Origin of the sequence: Flagellimonas algicida (assembly GCF_049629585.1) — a bacterium.
Taxonomy (GTDB): Bacteria; Bacteroidota; Bacteroidia; order Flavobacteriales; family Flavobacteriaceae; genus Flagellimonas.
Genome location: NZ_JBMYIX010000001.1, coordinates 582163 through 602099, shown reverse-complemented (window position 1 = coordinate 602099; position 19937 = coordinate 582163). Strand labels below are relative to the sequence as shown.

The window sequence follows — 19937 nt, the reverse complement described above, 5'->3', positions numbered from 1 at the left end:
ACATCCAACGGACAACATAGCTAAAGAATTTCTTTGATGAAGTTTATTGTATCCAGTACATATTTATTGAAACAATTGCAGGTTTTGGGAGGAGTTATCAACAATAGCAACACCCTACCCATCCTGGACAATTTCCTATTTGATCTAAAACAAAATCAACTTACGGTCTCCGCGTCCGACTTGGAAACCACCATGAGTTCCGTACTCGAAGTGGATTCCGACGCCGAAGGTACCATTGCGGTTCCTGCCCGGTTGTTGTTGGACACCTTGAAAACGTTTCCAGAACAGCCTTTGACCTTTGTTGTTGAAGATAACAATACCGTGGAAATCAGCTCCAACCATGGTAAATATGCCTTGGCATATGCCGATGGTGCTGAATTTCCAAAAGCCGTTGAGGTTTCCAATCCAAGTTCTACCACTCTGTTGGGCGATATTTTGGCGACGGCCATTAACAAGACCATTTTTGCCGCGGGCAATGACGACCTACGCCCAGTAATGAGCGGGGTGTTTTTCCAGTTCTCCCCGGAGAATCTCACCTTTGTGGCCACAGATGCCCATAAGTTGGTAAAATACCAACGGCAAGATGTGACCGCTTCGGAAGTGGCCGAATTTATCATGCCCAAAAAACCTTTGAATCTATTGAAGGGGATTTTGGCCGGTTCGGAATCTGAGGTAACTATCGAGTACAATGACAGCAATGCCAAATTCATTTTTGACAATTCGGTATTGATCTGTAGGTTGATTGATGGAAAGTACCCGAATTATGAGGCGGTTATTCCGAAGGAAAACCCGAACAAATTGACCATTTCCAGAAATCAGTTCCTGAGCTCGGTCCGTAGGGTTTCCATTTTTTCGAATAAGACCACGCACCAAATCCGATTGAAGGTTGCTGGAGCCGAGCTGAACATATCTGCCGAGGATGTGGATTACAGCAATAAGGCCGAGGAACGTCTGTCCTGCTCCTACCAAGGGGATGATATGCAGATTGGGTTCAACTCCCGTTTTTTGGTGGAAATGCTCAACAATCTTTCTTCAGATGATGTTTCATTGGAAATGAGCTTGCCCAACAGGGCCGGTATCCTTACCCCTATTGACGGGTTGGATGAAGGAGAGCACGTGACCATGCTGGTAATGCCCGTGATGTTGAATAACTAAGTACACAACCTAAATATATGAAAAGCGGGAACCAAGGTTCCCGCTTTTTCTTTTTTTTATAGGAAACGTATGGTGAGAAAATAAATGGGCGATTCGCCGTTGGCCGCTTTTACCGCGTTTACAATAGGCAGGACAAACCCTAAGATTCCAACTCCCATAAGTCCCAACAATCCCAATCCAAAGACTAAAATAGCAGGAATGCTTATGATCAAGTACAGTAACAAACTCAACTGTAGATTAATAATGGCCTTGCCGTGCTCGTCCATTCCTTCAACCGTTCTTCTTGTAGCCAACCAAAGAGCAAGGGGTACAATGAATCCTCCAAATCCAGTAACATAATGTAATAGCTGTGATAAGTGTGTGAAGGCCAATAAGGTATTGTCCTTCCTAATAACGTTTTGATTGATGATTTCCATTTCTGATTGATTTTTGATGATGTACTTTATTAGTGTCCTTTTTATGGAAAATGTTACAACCCATGGTTAATTTGTACTTTTGACCCCATGTTGTACAATGATAACATCGTTGCCCTTGCAACCCCATCAGGAACTGGGGCCATTGCCGTGATTCGCATCTCGGGTCCGGACGCCATTTCCATGGCCGATTCTGTTTTTCAATCGGTAAAAGGGAAAAAATTGTCTCGCCAGAAAACCCATACCATTCATTTGGGGCATATTGTGGATCAGGATAAGATCTTGGACGAAGCTTTGGTATCCATTTTTAAGGGACCGCACTCGTATACGGGTGAGAATGTAGTGGAAATCTCTTGTCATGGCTCTCCGTACATTCAACAGCAGATTATACAATTGATACTACAGAAAGGGTGTAGAACTGCTTCTGCCGGGGAGTTTACCCTCAGAGCCTTTTTGAACGGAAAAATGGATCTGAGCCAAGCGGAAGCCGTGGCCGATCTTATTGCCAGTGATAGTGAAGCGGCACATGATATTGCCATGCAACAAATGCGGGGCGGCTTTAGCAACGAAATCCAAAAACTTAGGGAAGAGCTCCTCAACTTTGCCTCCCTGATAGAGTTGGAACTCGATTTTTCACAAGAGGATGTGGAATTTGCCGACCGTACCCAGTTCAATGCCCTCTTGAACCGAATCAGTGAAGTGCTCAAAAAATTAATTGATTCCTTTGCTTTGGGCAACGTCATCAAACATGGTATACCCGTAGCCATTGTGGGTCAGCCCAATGTGGGCAAATCTACCCTTCTCAATGCCCTATTGAATGAAGAAAGGGCCATTGTAAGTGACATTGCGGGTACTACCAGGGATACCGTGGAGGACCATATCAGCCTTAATGGAATCAACTTTAGGTTTATAGATACCGCAGGGATACGGGAAACCGAGGATGTTGTGGAAAAAATTGGTATTGAGCGTACTTTTGACAAGATTGAAAAAGCGCGTTTGATCATTTTCCTGTTTGATCGCATTGATTTTGACCGTTCTGAACTGGAAAAAATCAAAAAAAAATATCCCAACAAGCAACTTTTGGTCATTTGCAACAAGGTAGACCTTCTGAATGACGAACAAAAAGAACAACTCAAAAAGGAAATCCCCAACCTATTATTCCTTTCGGCCAAGCATCAATCCGGTATGGAGGAACTTCAAAACAAACTTCTAAGTCTTGTGGACTCTGGGGCGTTGAGTGGGGACAGTACCATCATTTCCAACAGCAGACACTATGATGCCCTATTGAAAGCATTGGAGGAGATACAAAAGGTAAAAGAGGGCATGGATGTTGGTTTAGCAAGTGATCTTGTGGCCATAGACATCAGGCAAGCACTCTTTCATCTTGGCGAAATTACCGGAAGTGTCACCACCGACGATTTGCTGGGCAATATATTCTCCAATTTCTGCATCGGGAAATAACTCCCATACGCCTCTAAATTCAGATTAGATTAGAGATTCGACTCCATACAAGCATCGTAAGTTTGACCATGCCCAAAATCATAAACAAATCCCTATTTTAGTGTAAGCATCCAAATTTCAACAATTTAAATCGCTTGCATCTTGCCTAAAAAGAGAATACGTGAACTTAAAAAGACAGTCCGAACCTTTTGGACCTCATTCTTATATGGATCGTTCATAATTCTTCTTTTATTCCCGTTGCTTTCCATTTCTCAGACCAATGAGCGACTGAATGTCTCTATGGCCGAAAAGATTTATATCCAACTCGGTTCTAGTGTCTATGCCACGGACCAGGGAATATGGTTCAAAGCTATTGTGGTGGATTCTGAAAACCACTTACCAAGTACAACAAGTCAAGTATTGTATGTTGATTTAATTGGCCCGAATGGAAAGGTCATTGAACACAAATTGACCAAACTTGCCTCTGGCTTGGGCAATGGTTCCTTTGAACTGGGTAAAAATTACCCTGTGGGACGTTACCTCATTCGCGCCTATACCCAATGGAACAGAAATTTTGGCAATGATTTCGTTTTTGAGGATTATATCAACATCGTAGCACCCGAATCCCCACCCAACAACGGCATCTTACATACATTGACCACTACTGAACTGGAATCGGGCAAATTTCTATTGACTGGAGAAATCAACTCCTCCACTATCAAATCCTCAGACGAAAAGCAGATTCCCATATATCTCAATTATGCAGTGGGAAAGGATACCCTGGAACTAAAGAAGAAAAACGGGGTTTATACCTTAATCTATGAAACTCCCAAAAATGTGGATTGGGTAACTTTATCCGTGGGAGAAACCCCTGATTCTTACCGATCGGAAACTGTCATCCTAAAGAAAAATCCCGTTGATCTACAGTTTTTCCCCGAAAGCGGGCAACTGGTTCATGGTTTCCTCAATAAATTAGGTGTCAAGGCCATTGGAATAGGTAGCAAAGGAATCCCGCTAAAGGGTACTGTTTTTGATGATAAAGCTCAACCTATCATAGATTTTTCAACCAATCACCTAGGGATGGGAACCTTTACCATGCAGGCTGATAGTGCCAGAACCTATTATGCCAAAGTTTCGGAACCCAATGATTCCACTGGAACAACCACCCATATCTATCCATTGCCCAAAGTATCCCCGGAAGGCAGTATCCTATCCGTATCCCGCGTAGGGGAAAAAATCTGGACCCGTATTTCCTCCAACAGCTTGAAAGGACAAGTTTATATCAAGGTTGCCTGCAGGGGAAAAGACTATTTTTTATTGGAAGGCCCGTTAAAAAATGGAAAACTGGTGAAGGACATGCCATCTGATGAACTTCCAGCTGGGATTTTGGTATTTACCCTACTGGATCAGGAAAAACGACCTATTGCCGAACGACTTTTCTTTAATCATAAAGATGAGGAAGCTTTGGACATTTCAATCCAGACAGATAAAAACGTATATAGTCGTAGGGAAAAGACCCAATTGGACCTGCATATTATTGGACCAGCATCCCAATCCAAGAGAGCCAGCTTATCGGTCCTTGTCCTGAACAAAGCACACTTTCAACCAGAATCCATCAATACCATCCGTTCCTATCTCCTATTGGATTCGGAGATTCGAGGTGAAATAGAAGACCCGGATTATTATTTTAGGGCTCAAACCCCTAAACGTTTCGAGGCTTTGGATGCACTATTGCTCACCCAAGGTTGTAGAAATTACCTATACCCCGTAAAACGGAAGGGCCATACTTTTTATTGGCCAGAAAAAGGCTTGGAAATCAATGGGGCTGTTCAAGTTTTGCGAAACAAATCAAACACATCGCCAAATATAAATGTAAGTCTGGCCACTTTTGGAAGGGAAACCAAGTTTTACACTACGGCGGCAGATAGTTTAGGTCGATTCGGTTTTGTATTGGATGACGATTACGGTCCCGATATGCCGTATTTATTGAGCTCTGTGGACCCCAAGGGAAAGAAATCCAACCACAATATACGTTTGGACACCATAAGTCAGCTGAAGGTTGCCTACAGACAGAAACCCATTATCCGTGAATCGGACACCGTGGTCAAAGCCGTAGTAGAGGCTGGAAAAGAAAGACTTCGCACCGAGATGGTATTTGACTCCCTTTATGGTGTTACCCAATTGGACGAAGTGGTGGTTTCAGATCATTTCCTAACACCCGAGCGGGCAAAACTTTATGAAAAATATGGAGATCCGGATGTGATCATCCCCGGTGACGATATACGGGACAAAGAAAAAGAATGGTCGTATGGATTGTATAGCATCCTTTTGTTCAACTATGGTGATCAAATAGCCATAGAACGATTCCCGGACGGGTTTATGTTGGCCCACGTAAGGGGCGGTAGCAGGGAAGCTACTTTATTGATGGTGGATGGAAAATTGCTGGAAAGCCATCTTTACGAATATGTCCCCAGCATGTCCCCAGAGATAGTGGAACGCGTGGAACTCATAAAATACGCCAAGTTTTTCAAGTCCCGGTACCTCACTGTATTTCCCCAGGCCGACTTATTTGAAATACCATCTTTGGGCCATATCATTTCCATAACCACCAAAGGTGGTGTGGGTGTTCAGGCTCCTATCCGGCCAGAACCGGGAACCCTCAAGGCCTCGATACCCCTATATTCACCCGTGAAAGAATTTTATGCTCCAAAATATGACAGGCCCGTTCCATCCCAAGAGGACAAACCAGACCTACGATCGGTAATCCATTGGCAACCCGATATTTTTATCGACCAAACACAGAATACGTCCAGTAGTTTCTATAATGGGGATATATTGGGAGAGTACGTAATCATTGTGGAGGCCATTTCGGAAGATGGCCACTTGGGTTATGCAACAAAAGAATATGTGGTGGAAGAAAAAAATGGATTCAATGAAAAGCCCGACCCCAGTAACTAACCTTTAAAGCAAACAAATGAGAAACAGGGTCGGGCACAACACATCAATCAATAAACTAGATTCTTCTAAGCTCGCCAGACTCCAATGCTTCCTTAATATTGGCCGCTACTTGCCAATGACTGCCAAAAAAACGACTGCCATCGGTCTTTTTTATTTTTATCCGTACTGATCCATCCTTTTTCTCCTTAATGGAAGTAACCACAACCTTGTTCCCCTCTACCCTTTTGTAGTTGGCCAATCCACCACGTTTAATGATAAAATTGGGCTTGGGAAATTCAATATGCTCGTACTGGGTGGATTCCGGTTTTCCAACCTCAAGAATATCCCCAATGGCAATCTCACCCTCATTCAAGTTTTGGGCCTGAAGCCCGAGGGCAAATACTGAAAACATCAATGTAAAAATGTATTTTTTCATAGCAATTAATTGAGTTACCATATGACTTCGTCTCCGCTTCATGTTCATATGGGAATGTCTTCAGACATAAGCAAAGCGCGTGCCTAAAATGCCACAATCACCATGACGACCAATAAAGAATTGAAAATTAGATTATTACGAATGATTCCTTTGAAAATCAATAATTAGGTCGTGGGTAATTTTTACCCACACGGTACATTTCTCCTCGCCTCTATTTTAATTTTTCCCGAAGGGTCTTACGGTCAATTTGGAGAATTTCAGCCGCCTTTGTCTTGTTGTTCCCAGTAGCTGTAAGTACCTTTTCTATATATTCCTTTTCTATCTGTTTGAGTGGTTTTAAGGCCTGCTCCGGAAAATCTATTTGAAATTTCACCTGTTCCGGTAAATGCTTTACGGTCACTTGGCCATCACTCATAATAACAGCTCTTTGGATCACATTTTCAAGCTCCCTGATATTTCCGGGCCATGAATAGCGCTCCAATACTTCCAGAGCATCTGGGGCTATTCCCACCAATCGGTCCTTATACTCCACTCCATACTTCTGAAGAAACTTGGACACCAACATAGGAATATCTGAAATCCTCTCCCTAAGAGGGGGAACGGATATGGAGACCACCGTAAGCCTATAATACAGATCTTCCCTGAAAAGTTTCTTTTCAATAAGCTCGGTCAAACTACTGTTGGTGGCAGCAATGACACGTACATTAAGTTTTTCAGACTTTTGTGAGCCTACTTTGGTAACTTCCTTTTCCTGCAAAACCCTTAGCAACTTCCCTTGAACGGCCAAAGAGGCATTACCAATTTCATCCAAAAAAATGGTGCCATTATTGGCCGCCTGAAAAAAACCGTTACGGGTTTCAAAGGCCCCGGTAAATGCGCCTTTGGTGTATCCAAAAAGTTCGGCTTCAAGAAGGTTTTCGGGAATGGCCCCACAGTTGACGGCTATAAAGGGCGCTCTTGCAAACTTGCCCGAATAATGGATGGAACGGGCCACAAGCTCCTTTCCTGTCCCGCTTTCACCCTGGACCAAAATAGTGGCGTGGTTGTCCTTTACACGCTCAATGATCTCCACAACCTCTTTAAACGCCTCTGAAGTGCCTATCATTTCCCCGTACCCTTGCTGCATCTTTGAAGGCTCCTTCCCTTTTGATTTTCGCTGTTGGATACACTCCAAGGATTTTTGCACGGCATCAGCCAATTCCGATTTGGTAAAGGGCTTTGTAATATATTCGGTGGCCCCGGATTTTATAACGCTCATGGCATCATCAATGGATGGAAAACCGGTAACCACCAGTTTGGGAATATCCGGGTAATGCTCTGCCATATATTTGATCAATTGAATGCCATTGATATCCGGCATGTTGATGTCGGTGATCAAGAGATCAATTGCCGTATCTTTTAATATGTACAGTGCTTCCTTGACCGAAACAGCACTATAGGTATGGTAGTGCATGGATGTTAAATGCCGTTGCAGCAGCTCCAAAATCTGTATATCATCATCTACCAACAGTATATTTTCCTTCTTCAACATCCTGATTTTTTTTATAGTTTGGGAAATTCTATGGTAAAGATAGTACCGCTAGGGCTATTGGGCATATGTTTTATGGTGCCTTGATGGCTCTTTACAATACCGTGCACCACACTTAATCCCAATCCGCTACCCTCTCCCACGGGTTTGGTCGTAAAAAAGGGGTCGAACACTTTATTTGCGATATCTAGAGGTATACCAACTCCCTCATCCGAAATCTTAAGGACAACCGTTTCTTTATGTTCGCAGACCGCTACCACTATCTTACCCTTGGGCGGAGAAAAGTACAGGGCATTCACTATAAGGTTGAAAAGTACCTGGGTCAACTGGATCTTATCAATCTTTAGGGTGATGTCTTCTTGTCCGACCTCCAATTCGCAACTCACTTCATTTCTACTGAGCGTGGTACGTAAAAGGTCAATGGCATCCTTAATAATGGGCACTATATTGACGCTGGCCCTCTCTTGGGGCATTTCGCAGGCAAAAAACATCAGCTTCTTGACCACTTCCCTTGAGAATATGGCGTTGGAAATGATTTTGTCCAAATCCTTTTCTGCATCGGAGTCTCCTTCAATCCGTTCACGTAACAATTCGGCAAAGCCTAAAATATTTGCCAAAGGTGTATTCAGCTCATGGGCAATTCCGGCCGTGATCTCGCCTAGGATACGCAACCGATCTGCCTGCTCCACCTGTCTGCGGATATCCACTTGATTTTCCTTAATTTCCTTACGCTCCAAGAGGTTTCCCACTTCAAGACATACATTGTCCAAAAGCCGCTGTTCCTCTATTAGAAAATCGGACTGTGTGTACTTGGATGAGGGGTACCCTACCCTGATATAACCTTCCTGCTCATTGAAAACCTTGATGGAGGACTGCAGAAAAACACATTTTCCCATTTCTTCATCCGTTTTGATGTTCAACGAGGAAGTTTGTAACTCCACAAGGGCATCGGCATCATATTGCCAGGCACGTTGAAGACAATGGGCTATTGCCCGCAACACCTCTTCAATTTGCTCATAGTCACAATTTACGATCAAAGACGTCACCTCATACAAGCAGGTCAATTCCTTGATTCGTTCCCGTAATTTTTCTTCAGCAGTATGCAAAGCTTTCTCTTTGCTTGCAAATTACTAATTTCCTATCTACAAAATGGAAGAGTGGTATAAACGGAGGTGTAGTTCAATCCGTGATTATGGAACTTAATTTCTGGATTTCATGGTCTGCCGCCAAAATCAGCCCCTTTAAATATGTTGAATCCTTTTTGGGGCATTGCTGTGTCAACTGGTATTTGGAACTTTCTATAAGTCTTTGGCAATAGGCAATTTGCTCATTGACCGGCAACTTGGAAATGGTTTGCTTAAAAAGTTCATCCAAATGGACCAATGGCGTTTTTTTTGATTCGCTGCGTAAAAATTTAAACATTTAACTAAAATAGTTGGTTGGATTATCCAGAAAAATCCACAAAAACCAGGCCATGTGTTTAAATCGAAAAGATTATTTCCTTTCTTCCACACGGAGCATGAACCCCCTCCTATTTACATTCACAATACTTATTCTGGAATCTTTGGACAAATGTTTTCGCAAATGCGAAATGAAAACGTTGAGACTCTTCTTGTTAAAGTAATCGTTCTTGTCCCAAATGGTGGTCAGGATTTCCTTGTGCGTGCAAAGTTGGTTCATGTTCACTGCCAGTAAGGATAAAAGGTCAAATTCCTTTCCGGTAAGTTTTATCTCCTCATCTTTATATCTCAGGCCAAATCTATCCGTATCCAAGATATAATCGCCTATTTGATAGCTGGATACTTGTCCTTCCTCTGGTTGGGTGTTCGACAAACGGGATAAAAGTGCATGGATCCGCACCACCAGTTCCTCTTCATCAATGGGTTTCTTCAAATAATCCACGGCCCCAAGGGAAAACCCTTTCAATACATCTATTTTTAAGGATCGTGCGGTTAGAAAAATAAATGGAAGCTGGGGATTTATGCTCTTAATTTTTTGGGATAGTTCAAAACCATCCATATCTGGCAACATTACATCCAAAATAGCCAGATCAAACACATTGGCGTTGACTTTTAAGAGTGCATCTTTGGCATCCTTGGCCCATGATACCGCAAAGCCTTTCATTCCCAAGTACTCCGAAAGCAAATACCCCAAGGAAGCATCGTCTTCCACCAAAATCAATTTATACGTGTTGTCCATTTTTTGTCAGGTTAAAAGAAAGCGTGAACGTAGTCCCCTTTCCCAATTCACTATCCACTTTAATATGGCCATGGTGCATCCTCACAATTTTTTGCACATAAGACAAACCAATACCATGCCCCTTTACTTTATGCAGGCCACCATTTTGCACCCTATAGTATTTTCTAAAAATCCGTTTTCTTTCCTTTTCGGAAATGCCCTGTCCATTGTCTGAAATGGCAATGATCAACTTTCCACGATGTACACGGGCCTTTAACCGTATTTTGGGGTCGTCTGAATACTTTTTGGCGTTTTCCAATAGATTGAGAATGGCGTTTTCCAAGTGAAACTTTTCCAAGCGCATGTGATAGGGACCTTCCTCCAGTTGATATTCAAAATCCGTGTTCTCATACTGTGAAAGCATTTTAAAATCCTCGCAGATCCGATTGAGCTCTGGCCTAAAATCCAATTCGGTGAACTGCATCAGTTTTTTTCCCGATTCCAAGCTGGCCAACTCCAAGACCTTGTCTATATGTTGCTTGAGCCTATCCGTTTCCCTACGAATAAGTTCCAGGACCGGTTTTTTATCCTCCGTAAGTCCATCCTCCAATATTTTGCTCGCCAAGCCTATGGAAAATACCGGGGTCTTGAGTTCATGGGTAAGATTGTTTATAAAATCGTTGGTAGTGGTGATTATACTGCTCTGCCAATAAAAAGATCGTAACACCCAAAACACTACCACTATAATGGCCAAAAGAAACAATAGCCCTGGAATGGTAAGACCATTCAGCTGACGGTAAAAATACGTGTTGATATCCTCAAAGCCCAGTTCCAATATTACTTCCTTTTGTAGGTGTTCTGGAAGGTACCCTTCAATCTTTATAGGATAGGTAAGTATGTCCTTACCTCTTAGATGTGGCTTTTGAGAGGTAAGGTATTGCGTGGAATCCCTAGCGTACAATGCATAAGTAAAAGGAGCGTCTATCCCAGATACACCAAGTTGGTAAGATATGTAATCATTCAGGTAAAACTGTGAGGCTCTTTCCAGGCTGTCCAAACCGATCTTCACTTCAGAGGTGTCTTTGGTTATGGCATTGGCAAGCGTATAGGACAGCGTATTGAATTCGGTGAGTTCTTCATTGATATGGCTTCTTGCTTCGTCTATTTTTTTTGAAAACTGTACGCGGGCCAGCCCCAATCCTACCTTCAAATATTGATACTGTACCACTAAAAGTCCAATGACAGAGACCACAAAAACAACAACATATACGTTTCTCTTTGTCAGCATATTGCGAAATAAGTAAAAAAACACATGCGATTTACCCATTGGTTAAGTAGATTAATCTTTCATTAATCTTTTTGTTTTTTTGTTAACCCCAAGCTACTGGACAAGTCCTTATTTTTACCCTTGAGTTTAGTTAATAAAAAAGTAAGTAGTGTAACTTTTCCGAAAAACACTGAAAAAGGTCAACCTTATGGGTTGGCCTTTTTAATTGCTTGCTTTCTTTTTTCAATCTTCCTTTTTTCAAGAAAAGGTTTGTGCAGTCTGTTTTACATATCCCTTATATTTGTCTTCCAAATTTTAGGCATGTTTCATTTTTTTCAAAAAAAATACTTCTTGGCCGATTATCTTCATGGCATGGTGGATATACATAACCATATACTCCCCGGTATAGATGATGGGGCCAAAACGGTAGAAGAATCCATCGATCTATTAAATGGTTTCTCCGAGTTGGGCATAACCAGCTTTATCTGTACGCCGCATATCATGCACAATCATTATGACAATACCCCCAGTACCATACTTGCGGCCCATAAATTGCTTGAAAAGGAAATGATCTCCAAAAAAATGGAAAATATTTCGCTTGAACCTGCTGCGGAGCACATGGTTGATGACAACTTTGAGAATTTGCTTGAAAACGACCAAATCATGGCCCTAAAAAAGGAATATCTCTTAATAGAGATGTCTTACCTTCAACCTTCACTGAATTTTGATGCGGCCATTGATAAAATAGCCTCACACAATTACTTCCCCATTTTTGCCCATCCAGAACGGTATATGTATTTCCACAGAAGATACAAAGTCTATACCTCATTAAAACGACAGGGAATACTATTTCAAATGAACCTTCAATCCCTTAGTGCAAATGCATACGGGAAAGACGTTCAGAAAACAGCCTTGAAATTATTGGAAGATGGATTAATAGACTATGTTGGTTCTGATGTCCATAACCTAAGACAATTGTCGCTTATCAAGGAAACCAAGTTGTCTAAAAACACCTTGAACCTTTTACTTCCACTTATTGAGAATACGATACAAACTTTCTATTGATCAAGAAAAGTTCCACCATTTTTTAATGGTCTTGCCATACCCATAGCCATACTTGCCACCGTACCCCAAATTGGTCTGTTTAACGTTATTGACCACAAAGGAGAGATTCTTGAGTTTTCCTTCTTTTTGGAGTTTCAAAGGATATTCAACCACCTTTCTTTCGGTAACATTGGCCTTGGTAACATAAAGTACTTGGTTTGCGTACTGATTGATAAGCAGGGTATCCGCCACTACCATTAACGGTGCGGTGTCCACAATGATATAATCATACATGTCCTTCACCGTTTTGAACAATTGCCCCATACGATCACTCATTAGCAATTCAGAAGGGTTAGGAGGAATTTTTCCAGAGTAAATAACATCAATTGGGTGGTTATTTATGGACGTATTGACTATGATTTCACTTTCGGAAAGTGATGAATCGAACAAATATTCCGTCAAACCTTTACCCACGTTTCTCTTAGCCTTGCCATTTAGACTTTGTTCGCCCTTTACATCTGAAAAGAACGTATAAAGTTTTGGATTTCTAATATCTGCCCCAATGAGCAAAACCTTTTTCCCTGTATTGGCAAAGATTATGGCCAAGTTGGACGATACAAATGTTTTTCCTTCCCCAGGCACACTGGAGGTCACAAACACCACTTGTCCCGAATCCTTTGATTTTGACTTAAGGATATAGTCCAGGTTTGTCCTAAGAATCCTCATGGATTCCGCCAACACGGACCTGTCTTCCCCAAGTACCATCTTACTCTCTTTTTTTCCTAGTTTAGGAAGCTCAGCCATCACGGGAGTATCGTTGACGATGGTTTCTAAATCTATCTTATTGTGAATTTTATTATCCAAAAGGTCTTTTGCGTAAACCACTGAAAATGGCACCAAGAAGCCTAGTAAAAATGCGGCCAGATAAACAATCTTCGGTTTCGGTGATACTGGAAAGCGGTTTGCGGCATGCCCCTCTTCAACAATTCTGGATTTGGGCTCTGCAGAGGCGAAAGCTATCTGGGATTCTTCCCTTTTTTGGAGTAAGTAAAGATACAACGATTCCGTAGTCTGCTGTTTCCTTGCGATATCCCTTAATGCTCTTTCATTGCTCGGTGCCGCATAAATTCTAGAATTGATCTGGGAGAGCTGCTTGCTCAAGCTATTCACCCTTAAATTCAAATTATTGGTCACATTGTTCAAACTGGAAAGCATTCCTCTTTTTAAAGTTTCAAGCTGTTGGTCCAATTTTACGATAACCGGGTTTTTCTCATTGGAACTTTCCAAAAGTCTGTTCCTCTGAGCCACCAGTTCATTATACCTAGTAGCTGCATCTGATATCCCTTGATTGGACAACCCAATATTGGTAGGGATTATATCGTACTGGTCTTGCGAACCTATAAGGTTTTGCATAGAATTTGCAATATCCAATTGAATGCTGGCATCTTCAAGTTCCTGCTCCCCAGCTGCACTCCTGGTAAAGTTAACATTGGATTGGGAACCCAGGTCAGCTATTCCCCTACTGGATTTATAGGTTTCGGCAGATTGGTCAACATCGGACAGGTTGGAATAAATTTCCGTGATTCGGTCATTGATGAATTTTGAGGTCCTATCCGCAATTTCCTTCTTGTCCGCAATGGCATTGCCATTGTTGATTTCAATAAGGTGGTTGATGATATCTATCGCTCTACGCTGAATGGGATCGGTGAGGGTAATATTTATAATATTGGAGAACTCACTGGCAGGACTCACCTTCATGGCCTTTTGGTAACTTTGGGCCACATCACTTACAGGTCTAATCTGTATTTTAATCCTTTTACCTATATAGGCTTTTAACTTTTCGGTGTTGGGTATCAAGATAATCTCGCCTACTTCCGTTGGAATGGCCGAACCAAACGATTTGGACTGAAGAGGCTCATCTTCATGTTCCGAAAATCCATAGGACGATTCCGATTTAGGCTCTACATAGAAGTCATACTTGGATTGGTAAATGACCGAATCCGAAGCCAAAAAATTTATATTGAAAGGAAACGTTTCGCCATACAGTTCATCATCCTTCAAATTTCCCTGGATAACATACTTAATATTAACCCCCAACTCTTTAATGACTTGAATAAAATTGGCCCTTGAATTCAAGATTTCAATTTCATCCTCAATCCGGGTCTTACTCCCTGAAAAAACATTAAGATCCCTAAAGACACTAAGCTCAGAACTGGAATTTTTGTCTTCCATTATCTGAATTTTGGCCGAAGCACTAAATTGGGGCACGGTATACCTTAAATGGACATATGCCAAAGACATGGCCACCAACAAAGAGATTACGAACCATTTCCAATACCTGAGATAGGTACTCAACAAGCTTCTAAGGTCCAGGCCCTTACTACCTTTTATAAAATCCATGAAAAATTGGGGTTAACAGCTTTTATTATTATATAACTATTAATTTCGGGTAAATATTACAACCGCAGAGGTAATTAAAATTGATGCTATTGAAATTGCTATGGAGGCTCTCTGATCTAGACTCGATTGTGTTTTTCCAGATTTATTGGGCTCAACATAGACCACATCGTTTTGCGTTAGGTAATATACCGGCGATTTAAGTGCGTTCTTTTCGTTCAAGTTTATTCTATTATAAACCTTTGTGCCATTGAAATCCCTAATGACCATGATATTGTCACGACGGCCCTTAATGTTTATATCGCCTGCAAGTCCAAGAGCTTCAAGAATACTGGTTTGCTCCCCATCAATCCTGTATGTACCCGGCCTATTGACCGCTCCCAAAACGGTTACGGTAAAATTACGGATCCGGATATTTATTATGGGATCTTTCAAATAATCTTTAAGTTTCTCCCTCAACAGGTCCCTGGTCTCGGATGGGGATAGTCCGGCCACTTTTATTTTTCCGATTACCGGGAAATCGATCTCGCCATCCTTATCTACCAAATAATTCACTTGTTCTGCCCTGAACCCTCCTTCTTCGGCTCCTCTGAGCAAATTAAACGGGGCACTGGCTTCAGGATCCAATGTAGATATGTGGATACTCAACAAATCATCAACTTTAAATTTTGTCGTGAACGAATTGTCTTCCACTAAAGTTTCAAACTGACTTGCATCTTGAAAATACACCACTTCTTTGGTAGAGGAACAAGAAGTAAAACAAATTACAGAAAATATAACAAGGATAGGAGTGATAAAATTTCTACGCATGAATGATAAGGTTAATGTGATTGAGAGGATACCAAAGGATTATCCGCACTCTTTAATGGGTTTGGTTTTTGTTGTTTTTTGTCCAATTTACAAAAATCGGAATTGTTGGAGATGTATTCCGGAACAATACTTTTCATAAGCTGTACCACATTGTCCTTAAAGAATAGGTTTGAAATGCATAGTTCATCGATCATGGTCCTAGTCTTTGTATAATCTATGTCCCGTACTTTACTGATCATGATCTTGTCATGATAGGTTGGTAAAGTATTTTCGCCGTTGGCCAGTAATTCTTCATACAATTTTTCGCCCGGCCTCAATCCGGTTATTTTAATATCAATATCATCAGGATAATGCAAGCCTGATAATCTGATCATATTTTTTGCCAGATCCATGATCTTTACGGATTCTCCCATATCAAATATGAAAATCTCCCCTCCTTTGCCCATTGCGCCAGCTTCCAAAACAAGCTGTGACGCCTCGGGTATGGTCATGAAATATCTGGTGATGTCCTTGTGGGTAACGGTCAATGGACCGCCTTTTTCCATTTGCTTCCTAAACAATGGGATCACTGATCCGTTGGAACCCAATACGTTACCAAACCTAGTGGTCACAAACTTGGTCTTCCCTTCTTGTTGCCTACAACTTATGTACATCTCTGCGATGCGCTTGGTCGCTCCCATGACATTGGTTGGGTTAACCGCTTTGTCCGTGGATACAAAAACAAATTTATCCACATTGTATTCCACCGCAAGATCTACAATGGTCTTGGTTCCAGCAACATTTATTTTTACCGCTTCATATGGATTTTGTTCCATGAGAGGCACATGCTTGTATGCCGCTGCATGAAAAATACGATCGGGTCTATGCTCCTCAAAAAGCATTCTCATTTTGTTTTTATCCCTAATATCGCTTACGATAGGAATAAAATTAAAGAAGCCCAATTGTTTAAGTTCCTGTTGAAGGTCATATAGAGGTGATTCTGCCTGATCTACAACAATAAGTGATCGGTAGTTGTATTTGCATATCTGACGAACCAGTTCACTCCCAATGGATCCTGCTCCCCCTGTGACCATGATGACCTTATCTTCAAAATCCTTCATCACCTTACTGTTCTTGATCGTAATGGGTGGCCTATCCAAAAGGTCCTCAATCTGAACCCTCTTGATTTGCGACACTTTTAGCTCACCATTGATCCAATCTTCAACAGGAGGCACAATTTTTACCTTAACAGGCAGATCCACAATCTCATTGACCAAGGTGCGTAATTGTTTTGGACGAATGGTCTGTATGGAAAAGATGACTTCCGAAATATTGTTGAACCGAACAAAATCTTCGGTAAGAATGGATTTATCGTATACTTTTACCCCATTGATCTGCTTTCCAACCTTCTGTAAATTATTATCCACAAAGCCAACAACCCTGGCCTTCATTTTGGAATGATTGGTCAATGTATTGTATGTAATGATTCCTGATTCCCCTGCACCATAAATGATCAGGTTCTTGGTCGGGGTCTCATTTCTGTTCATTAAACTTTCATAGCAAATCTTGAACACATAGCGTGATGCTGTCAGTGTGATAAAAGTAAGTAAGCTATTGATGATGATAATGGACAATGGAATCGTAAAACTATCCACAAACTCCATATACCTATTGAGCAATATTATGGCTATGGTTCCAATACTGGCCAAACATACTGCGTTGAATATGGCATAGACATCTTTTATTCCCGTATGCCTCACGACTCCTTTGTAGCTCCCAGAAATCAAAAACGCGGCCAAGAACAGTAACACCACAATGGGCAACTGGGTCCAAAGCCTTTGTACATCAAAATTGAAGCTAAGGTTAAACCTTATGAAATACGCCAAAATAAACGAAACCGCAACAATGCACAGGTCAATAAACAACACTGTCCATTTGGAAGCGTAATGTTTATTATTGTTAAGAAGGTAATTCTTTATCATTGGATTTCAGTTTTAATAATTGTGCATATTCTTTCCAAATCATCCAATTCCAAGCTTGACCCACTCGGTAGGCATAGTCCATTTTCAAAGAGTGATTCACTTACGCCATTGGTATAACTGGGCATGTCTTGAAAAACCGGCTGCAAATGCATGGGCTTCCAAAGTGGTCTTGACTCAATATTCTCGTTTTCAAGTGCTTTTCGTATTCTCTCGCGAACCCCATAGGAAGAAAACAGACAACATGTGAGCCATCTATTGGAAATACTTCCTTCTTGTTCGGGCAAAAAGCTTATTCCTTGAAGACCTGAAAGATTATTCTTGTAATACTCAAAGTTTCTACGACGGGCATTGACCCTATCTTCAAGAACTTCCATCTGTCCCCTACCAATACCGGCCAGCACATTGCTCAATCTATAATTATAGCCAATATGTGAATGTTGATAATGAGGTTCATTGTCCCTAGCTTGAGTGGCCAGAAAAATAGCTTTCTCCTTAACCTTTGCATCTTTACAAACCAAGGCCCCTCCACCTGAAGTGGTTATGATCTTGTTCCCATTGAAAGAGAGGATACCCATGTGGCCCAGGTTGCCACAATATTCCCCTTTGTACATACTCCCCAATGCTTCCGCACTGTCTTCCAGGACAGGGATATCATATTTTTGGGAAATGGCGTTGACCTCATCCACTTTATAGGGCATCCCATATAAATGAACGGCAACAATGGCCTTGGGCTTTTTTCCTTTGGCTATTCTTTCTTCTATTGCCTTCTCCAATAGTTCCGGGGAAATGTTCCAAGTATCCTTTTCACTATCAATGAAAACGGGAGTGGCTCCCAAATAGACAATAGGATTCGCAGAAGCGGAAAAAGTAAAGCTCTGACATAGGACTTCATCACCAAGACCGACTCCAAGCAGTTTTAATCCCAGATGTATTGCCGAAGTGCCTGAACTTAAGCACGCAACATGCGCACCGTTGCCAATGAAATCTTCGATGGCATCTTCAAACTGTTTTACGTTGGGACCAAGAGGAGCAATCCAGTTGGTATCAAAAGCTTCCTTGACATATGCCCTTTCATTGGAGCCTATATGAGGGGGGGATAACCAAATTTTTTTTGAGATAACGGTTTCCATTTTAAATTTTGGGTTGATATAAGTAGGTGAGCCTTTAAGCTCTTCAAGGATAAAAGTAATAGTAAAATCTCCCCTTTTACCCATTTGCATTCACTATTCGCCGAAGATGAAAAAAAATCGATTAAGTGTCGGTTTGAAACAAAACCTTACGCCTGCCAGTTACAATTAAAGGTAGTCTGCTCTATCGCTGTTGGATGAAATACACATGTTGAAGTCACCATTACCCATAAAAGGGCTGGTCACGTGTTGTGCTACAGCACCAATCTTGGAAGTGCCGTTCAAATGAAAATCTCTAGGAATGGTAGACCCTATTTTACCTGCTGTATCTCTTTGGACAATTTTATGGAATAAAGCTCCGCCCCCATTTTTGACATATGGGAACGATCTTTCCAATAATCAATATTGAACTCCTTGAAAAAATCCAAGTCATCTAAATATTGTAGCCCTTTGGTGTTAAAAAAATCTGCGGTGGAATTTCTAATTTCCTCATCTACTTTATTTAAGGAAGGGGACGTGAAGAAAATCAAACTCGAATGGTTCTTTGCAGCCACCTCAATGGCAAAATCCACAAAGCTCTCAAACCTATGGTTCACTTCAACAGGTTCCTGAATATCAATTCTTTGGGTTATCCCACTTTCTTCCAATATGGCCTCAAAGGTCTCTTTTTGGTTCTTGGTAGGTACCAAAGGGGAAAATCCGTTGGATCGTGAACCCGTATTCTTGCCAAGAAATGCGTTTTTTAACATTCCCAGCACCTTACCATTGTAGACATAGCAATTGGATAGATTTGAAAGATAAATTTCCTCTGGATAGTATTTCTTGATGAAATCCTCCATAGCATCCGAATCCTTGGACTCGTTTAAGAGCGACAACATATCATCACCCTCATAATCAATGTCGTATACTTCATGATGGTCTACATGTACCAAAACAAGCTGACCTTCCTTTTTCAAGGTGGAAATCAACGCAGTTGCATAGCCCAAGTGGGTGCCATCCATACCCATATTGTATCCGGGAATGGAAAAGCTTTCGGGGTCAACATGACGTGCCGCCCTAGAGCTTCCAAGCACCAATAAATCAACTGAATCCTTAACGGAATTAAACTGATTTGCCTTTCCAACACTTTGTCCTGTATAAACATTTTCTTCAATACCGTGCAAGGCAATATATACCAATCTGTCACAAATCAACAGACTGATCAAAATGAAGAGGAACAACGTAATGGATTTCTTTTTCATTTT

16 protein-coding genes are annotated in these 19937 nt (G+C 41.4%); 4 read left to right on the top strand and 12 right to left on the bottom strand.

Annotated elements, in window-relative coordinates; all coding sequences use genetic code 11:
- The first annotated feature begins 36 nt into the window (after positions 1 to 36).
- Positions 37 to 1155, top strand: coding sequence for a DNA polymerase III subunit beta (gene dnaN, locus ACPD8L_RS02600; RefSeq protein ID WP_116218967.1), 1119 nt, complete (start codon positions 37 to 39; stop codon positions 1153 to 1155).
- A 56-nt stretch (positions 1156 to 1211) separates the two neighbouring features.
- On the opposite strand, the gene ACPD8L_RS02595 is transcribed toward dnaN, so the two are convergent.
- Positions 1212 to 1571: a DUF4870 domain-containing protein gene (locus ACPD8L_RS02595; protein ID WP_116218968.1), complete on the bottom strand. Its 360-nt coding sequence runs from the start codon at positions 1569 to 1571 to the stop codon at positions 1212 to 1214.
- Positions 1572 to 1658: 87 nt separating this feature from the next.
- Between ACPD8L_RS02595 and mnmE the strand changes: the two genes are divergently transcribed.
- On the top strand, positions 1659 to 3029 hold the full coding sequence (mnmE, locus tag ACPD8L_RS02590) for a tRNA uridine-5-carboxymethylaminomethyl(34) synthesis GTPase MnmE (RefSeq protein ID WP_293300188.1): 1371 nt from the start codon (positions 1659 to 1661) through the stop codon (positions 3027 to 3029).
- A gap of 279 nt (positions 3030 to 3308) precedes the next feature.
- Complete coding sequence (locus ACPD8L_RS02585) at positions 3309 to 5966, top strand: hypothetical protein (RefSeq protein WP_423941709.1); 2658 nt, start codon at positions 3309 to 3311, stop codon at positions 5964 to 5966.
- Between the two features lie 55 nt (positions 5967 to 6021).
- On the opposite strand, the gene ACPD8L_RS02580 is transcribed toward ACPD8L_RS02585, so the two are convergent.
- The 6 genes from ACPD8L_RS02580 to ACPD8L_RS02555 form a co-directional block, all read right to left on the bottom strand.
- A complete protein-coding gene (locus tag ACPD8L_RS02580) occupies positions 6022 to 6381 on the bottom strand; it encodes a hypothetical protein (protein WP_116218987.1) in 360 nt (119 codons plus the stop codon).
- Between the two features lie 211 nt (positions 6382 to 6592).
- Complete coding sequence (locus tag ACPD8L_RS02575) at positions 6593 to 7912, bottom strand: sigma-54-dependent transcriptional regulator (protein WP_423941707.1); 1320 nt, start codon at positions 7910 to 7912, stop codon at positions 6593 to 6595.
- A gap of 11 nt (positions 7913 to 7923) precedes the next feature.
- The gene (locus tag ACPD8L_RS02570; protein WP_293300183.1) at positions 7924 to 9015 is read right to left on the bottom strand and encodes a sensor histidine kinase; all 1092 of its coding nucleotides are present in this window, start codon (positions 9013 to 9015) and stop codon (positions 7924 to 7926) included.
- A gap of 73 nt (positions 9016 to 9088) precedes the next feature.
- Complete coding sequence (locus tag ACPD8L_RS02565) at positions 9089 to 9331, bottom strand: hypothetical protein (protein ID WP_423941705.1); 243 nt, start codon at positions 9329 to 9331, stop codon at positions 9089 to 9091.
- 72 nt (positions 9332 to 9403) lie between these two features.
- On the bottom strand, positions 9404 to 10108 hold the full coding sequence (locus ACPD8L_RS02560; RefSeq protein WP_293300181.1) for a response regulator transcription factor: 705 nt from the start codon (positions 10106 to 10108) through the stop codon (positions 9404 to 9406).
- Positions 10092 to 11375: a sensor histidine kinase gene (locus ACPD8L_RS02555; protein WP_423941703.1), complete on the bottom strand. Its 1284-nt coding sequence runs from the start codon at positions 11373 to 11375 to the stop codon at positions 10092 to 10094. Before ACPD8L_RS02555 ends, ACPD8L_RS02560 begins: the two co-directional genes overlap by 17 nt.
- Positions 11376 to 11675: 300 nt before the next feature.
- Between ACPD8L_RS02555 and ACPD8L_RS02550 the strand changes: the two genes are divergently transcribed.
- Positions 11676 to 12419 carry a tyrosine-protein phosphatase gene (locus tag ACPD8L_RS02550; protein ID WP_421809249.1) on the top strand — a complete coding sequence of 248 codons (744 nt, stop codon included), beginning with the start codon at positions 11676 to 11678 and terminating at the stop codon, positions 12417 to 12419.
- On the opposite strand, the gene ACPD8L_RS02545 is transcribed toward ACPD8L_RS02550, so the two are convergent.
- The 5 genes from ACPD8L_RS02545 to ACPD8L_RS02525 form a co-directional block, all read right to left on the bottom strand.
- Positions 12420 to 14798 (bottom strand): GumC family protein, encoded by a 2379-nt coding sequence (locus tag ACPD8L_RS02545; protein ID WP_116218994.1) that lies wholly within the window; start codon positions 14796 to 14798, stop codon positions 12420 to 12422. It lies immediately after the preceding gene.
- Between the two features lie 39 nt (positions 14799 to 14837).
- On the bottom strand, positions 14838 to 15605 hold the full coding sequence (locus ACPD8L_RS02540; RefSeq protein WP_423941702.1) for a polysaccharide biosynthesis/export family protein: 768 nt from the start codon (positions 15603 to 15605) through the stop codon (positions 14838 to 14840).
- Between the two features lie 11 nt (positions 15606 to 15616).
- Entirely contained in the window at positions 15617 to 17566 is a 1950-nt protein-coding gene (locus ACPD8L_RS02535) for a polysaccharide biosynthesis protein (protein WP_116218996.1), read from the bottom strand.
- Positions 17563 to 18696: a DegT/DnrJ/EryC1/StrS family aminotransferase gene (locus ACPD8L_RS02530; RefSeq protein WP_423941700.1), complete on the bottom strand. Its 1134-nt coding sequence runs from the start codon at positions 18694 to 18696 to the stop codon at positions 17563 to 17565. The genes ACPD8L_RS02535 and ACPD8L_RS02530 overlap by 4 nt, the downstream gene beginning before the upstream one ends.
- Positions 18697 to 19004: 308 nt before the next feature.
- The gene (locus tag ACPD8L_RS02525; RefSeq protein ID WP_423941699.1) at positions 19005 to 19934 is read right to left on the bottom strand and encodes a hypothetical protein; all 930 of its coding nucleotides are present in this window, start codon (positions 19932 to 19934) and stop codon (positions 19005 to 19007) included.
- Between the last annotated feature and the right edge of the window lie 3 nt (positions 19935 to 19937).

Bases quoted from the DNA above. Each gene is read 5' to 3' on its own strand.
- dnaN (WP_116218967.1), top strand. From the start codon at position 37: ATGAAGTTTATTGTATCCAGTACATATTTATTGAAACAATTGCAGGTT.
- ACPD8L_RS02595 (WP_116218968.1), bottom strand. From the start codon at position 1,571: ATGGAAATCATCAATCAAAACGTTATTAGGAAGGACAATACCTTATTG.
- mnmE (WP_293300188.1), top strand. From the start codon at position 1,659: ATGTTGTACAATGATAACATCGTTGCCCTTGCAACCCCATCAGGAACT.
- ACPD8L_RS02585 (WP_423941709.1), top strand. From the start codon at position 3,309: ATGGCCGAAAAGATTTATATCCAACTCGGTTCTAGTGTCTATGCCACG.
- ACPD8L_RS02580 (WP_116218987.1), bottom strand. From the start codon at position 6,381: ATGAAAAAATACATTTTTACATTGATGTTTTCAGTATTTGCCCTCGGG.
- ACPD8L_RS02575 (WP_423941707.1), bottom strand. From the start codon at position 7,912: ATGTTGAAGAAGGAAAATATACTGTTGGTAGATGATGATATACAGATT.
- ACPD8L_RS02565 (WP_423941705.1), bottom strand. From the start codon at position 9,331: ATGTTTAAATTTTTACGCAGCGAATCAAAAAAAACGCCATTGGTCCAT.
- ACPD8L_RS02560 (WP_293300181.1), bottom strand. From the start codon at position 10,108: ATGGACAACACGTATAAATTGATTTTGGTGGAAGACGATGCTTCCTTG.
- ACPD8L_RS02555 (WP_423941703.1), bottom strand. From the start codon at position 11,375: ATGCTGACAAAGAGAAACGTATATGTTGTTGTTTTTGTGGTCTCTGTC.
- ACPD8L_RS02550 (WP_421809249.1), top strand. From the start codon at position 11,676: ATGTTTCATTTTTTTCAAAAAAAATACTTCTTGGCCGATTATCTTCAT.
- ACPD8L_RS02545 (WP_116218994.1), bottom strand. From the start codon at position 14,798: ATGGATTTTATAAAAGGTAGTAAGGGCCTGGACCTTAGAAGCTTGTTG.
- ACPD8L_RS02540 (WP_423941702.1), bottom strand. From the start codon at position 15,605: ATGCGTAGAAATTTTATCACTCCTATCCTTGTTATATTTTCTGTAATT.
- ACPD8L_RS02535 (WP_116218996.1), bottom strand. From the start codon at position 17,566: ATGATAAAGAATTACCTTCTTAACAATAATAAACATTACGCTTCCAAA.
- ACPD8L_RS02530 (WP_423941700.1), bottom strand. From the start codon at position 18,696: ATGGAAACCGTTATCTCAAAAAAAATTTGGTTATCCCCCCCTCATATA.
- ACPD8L_RS02525 (WP_423941699.1), bottom strand. From the start codon at position 19,934: ATGAAAAAGAAATCCATTACGTTGTTCCTCTTCATTTTGATCAGTCTG.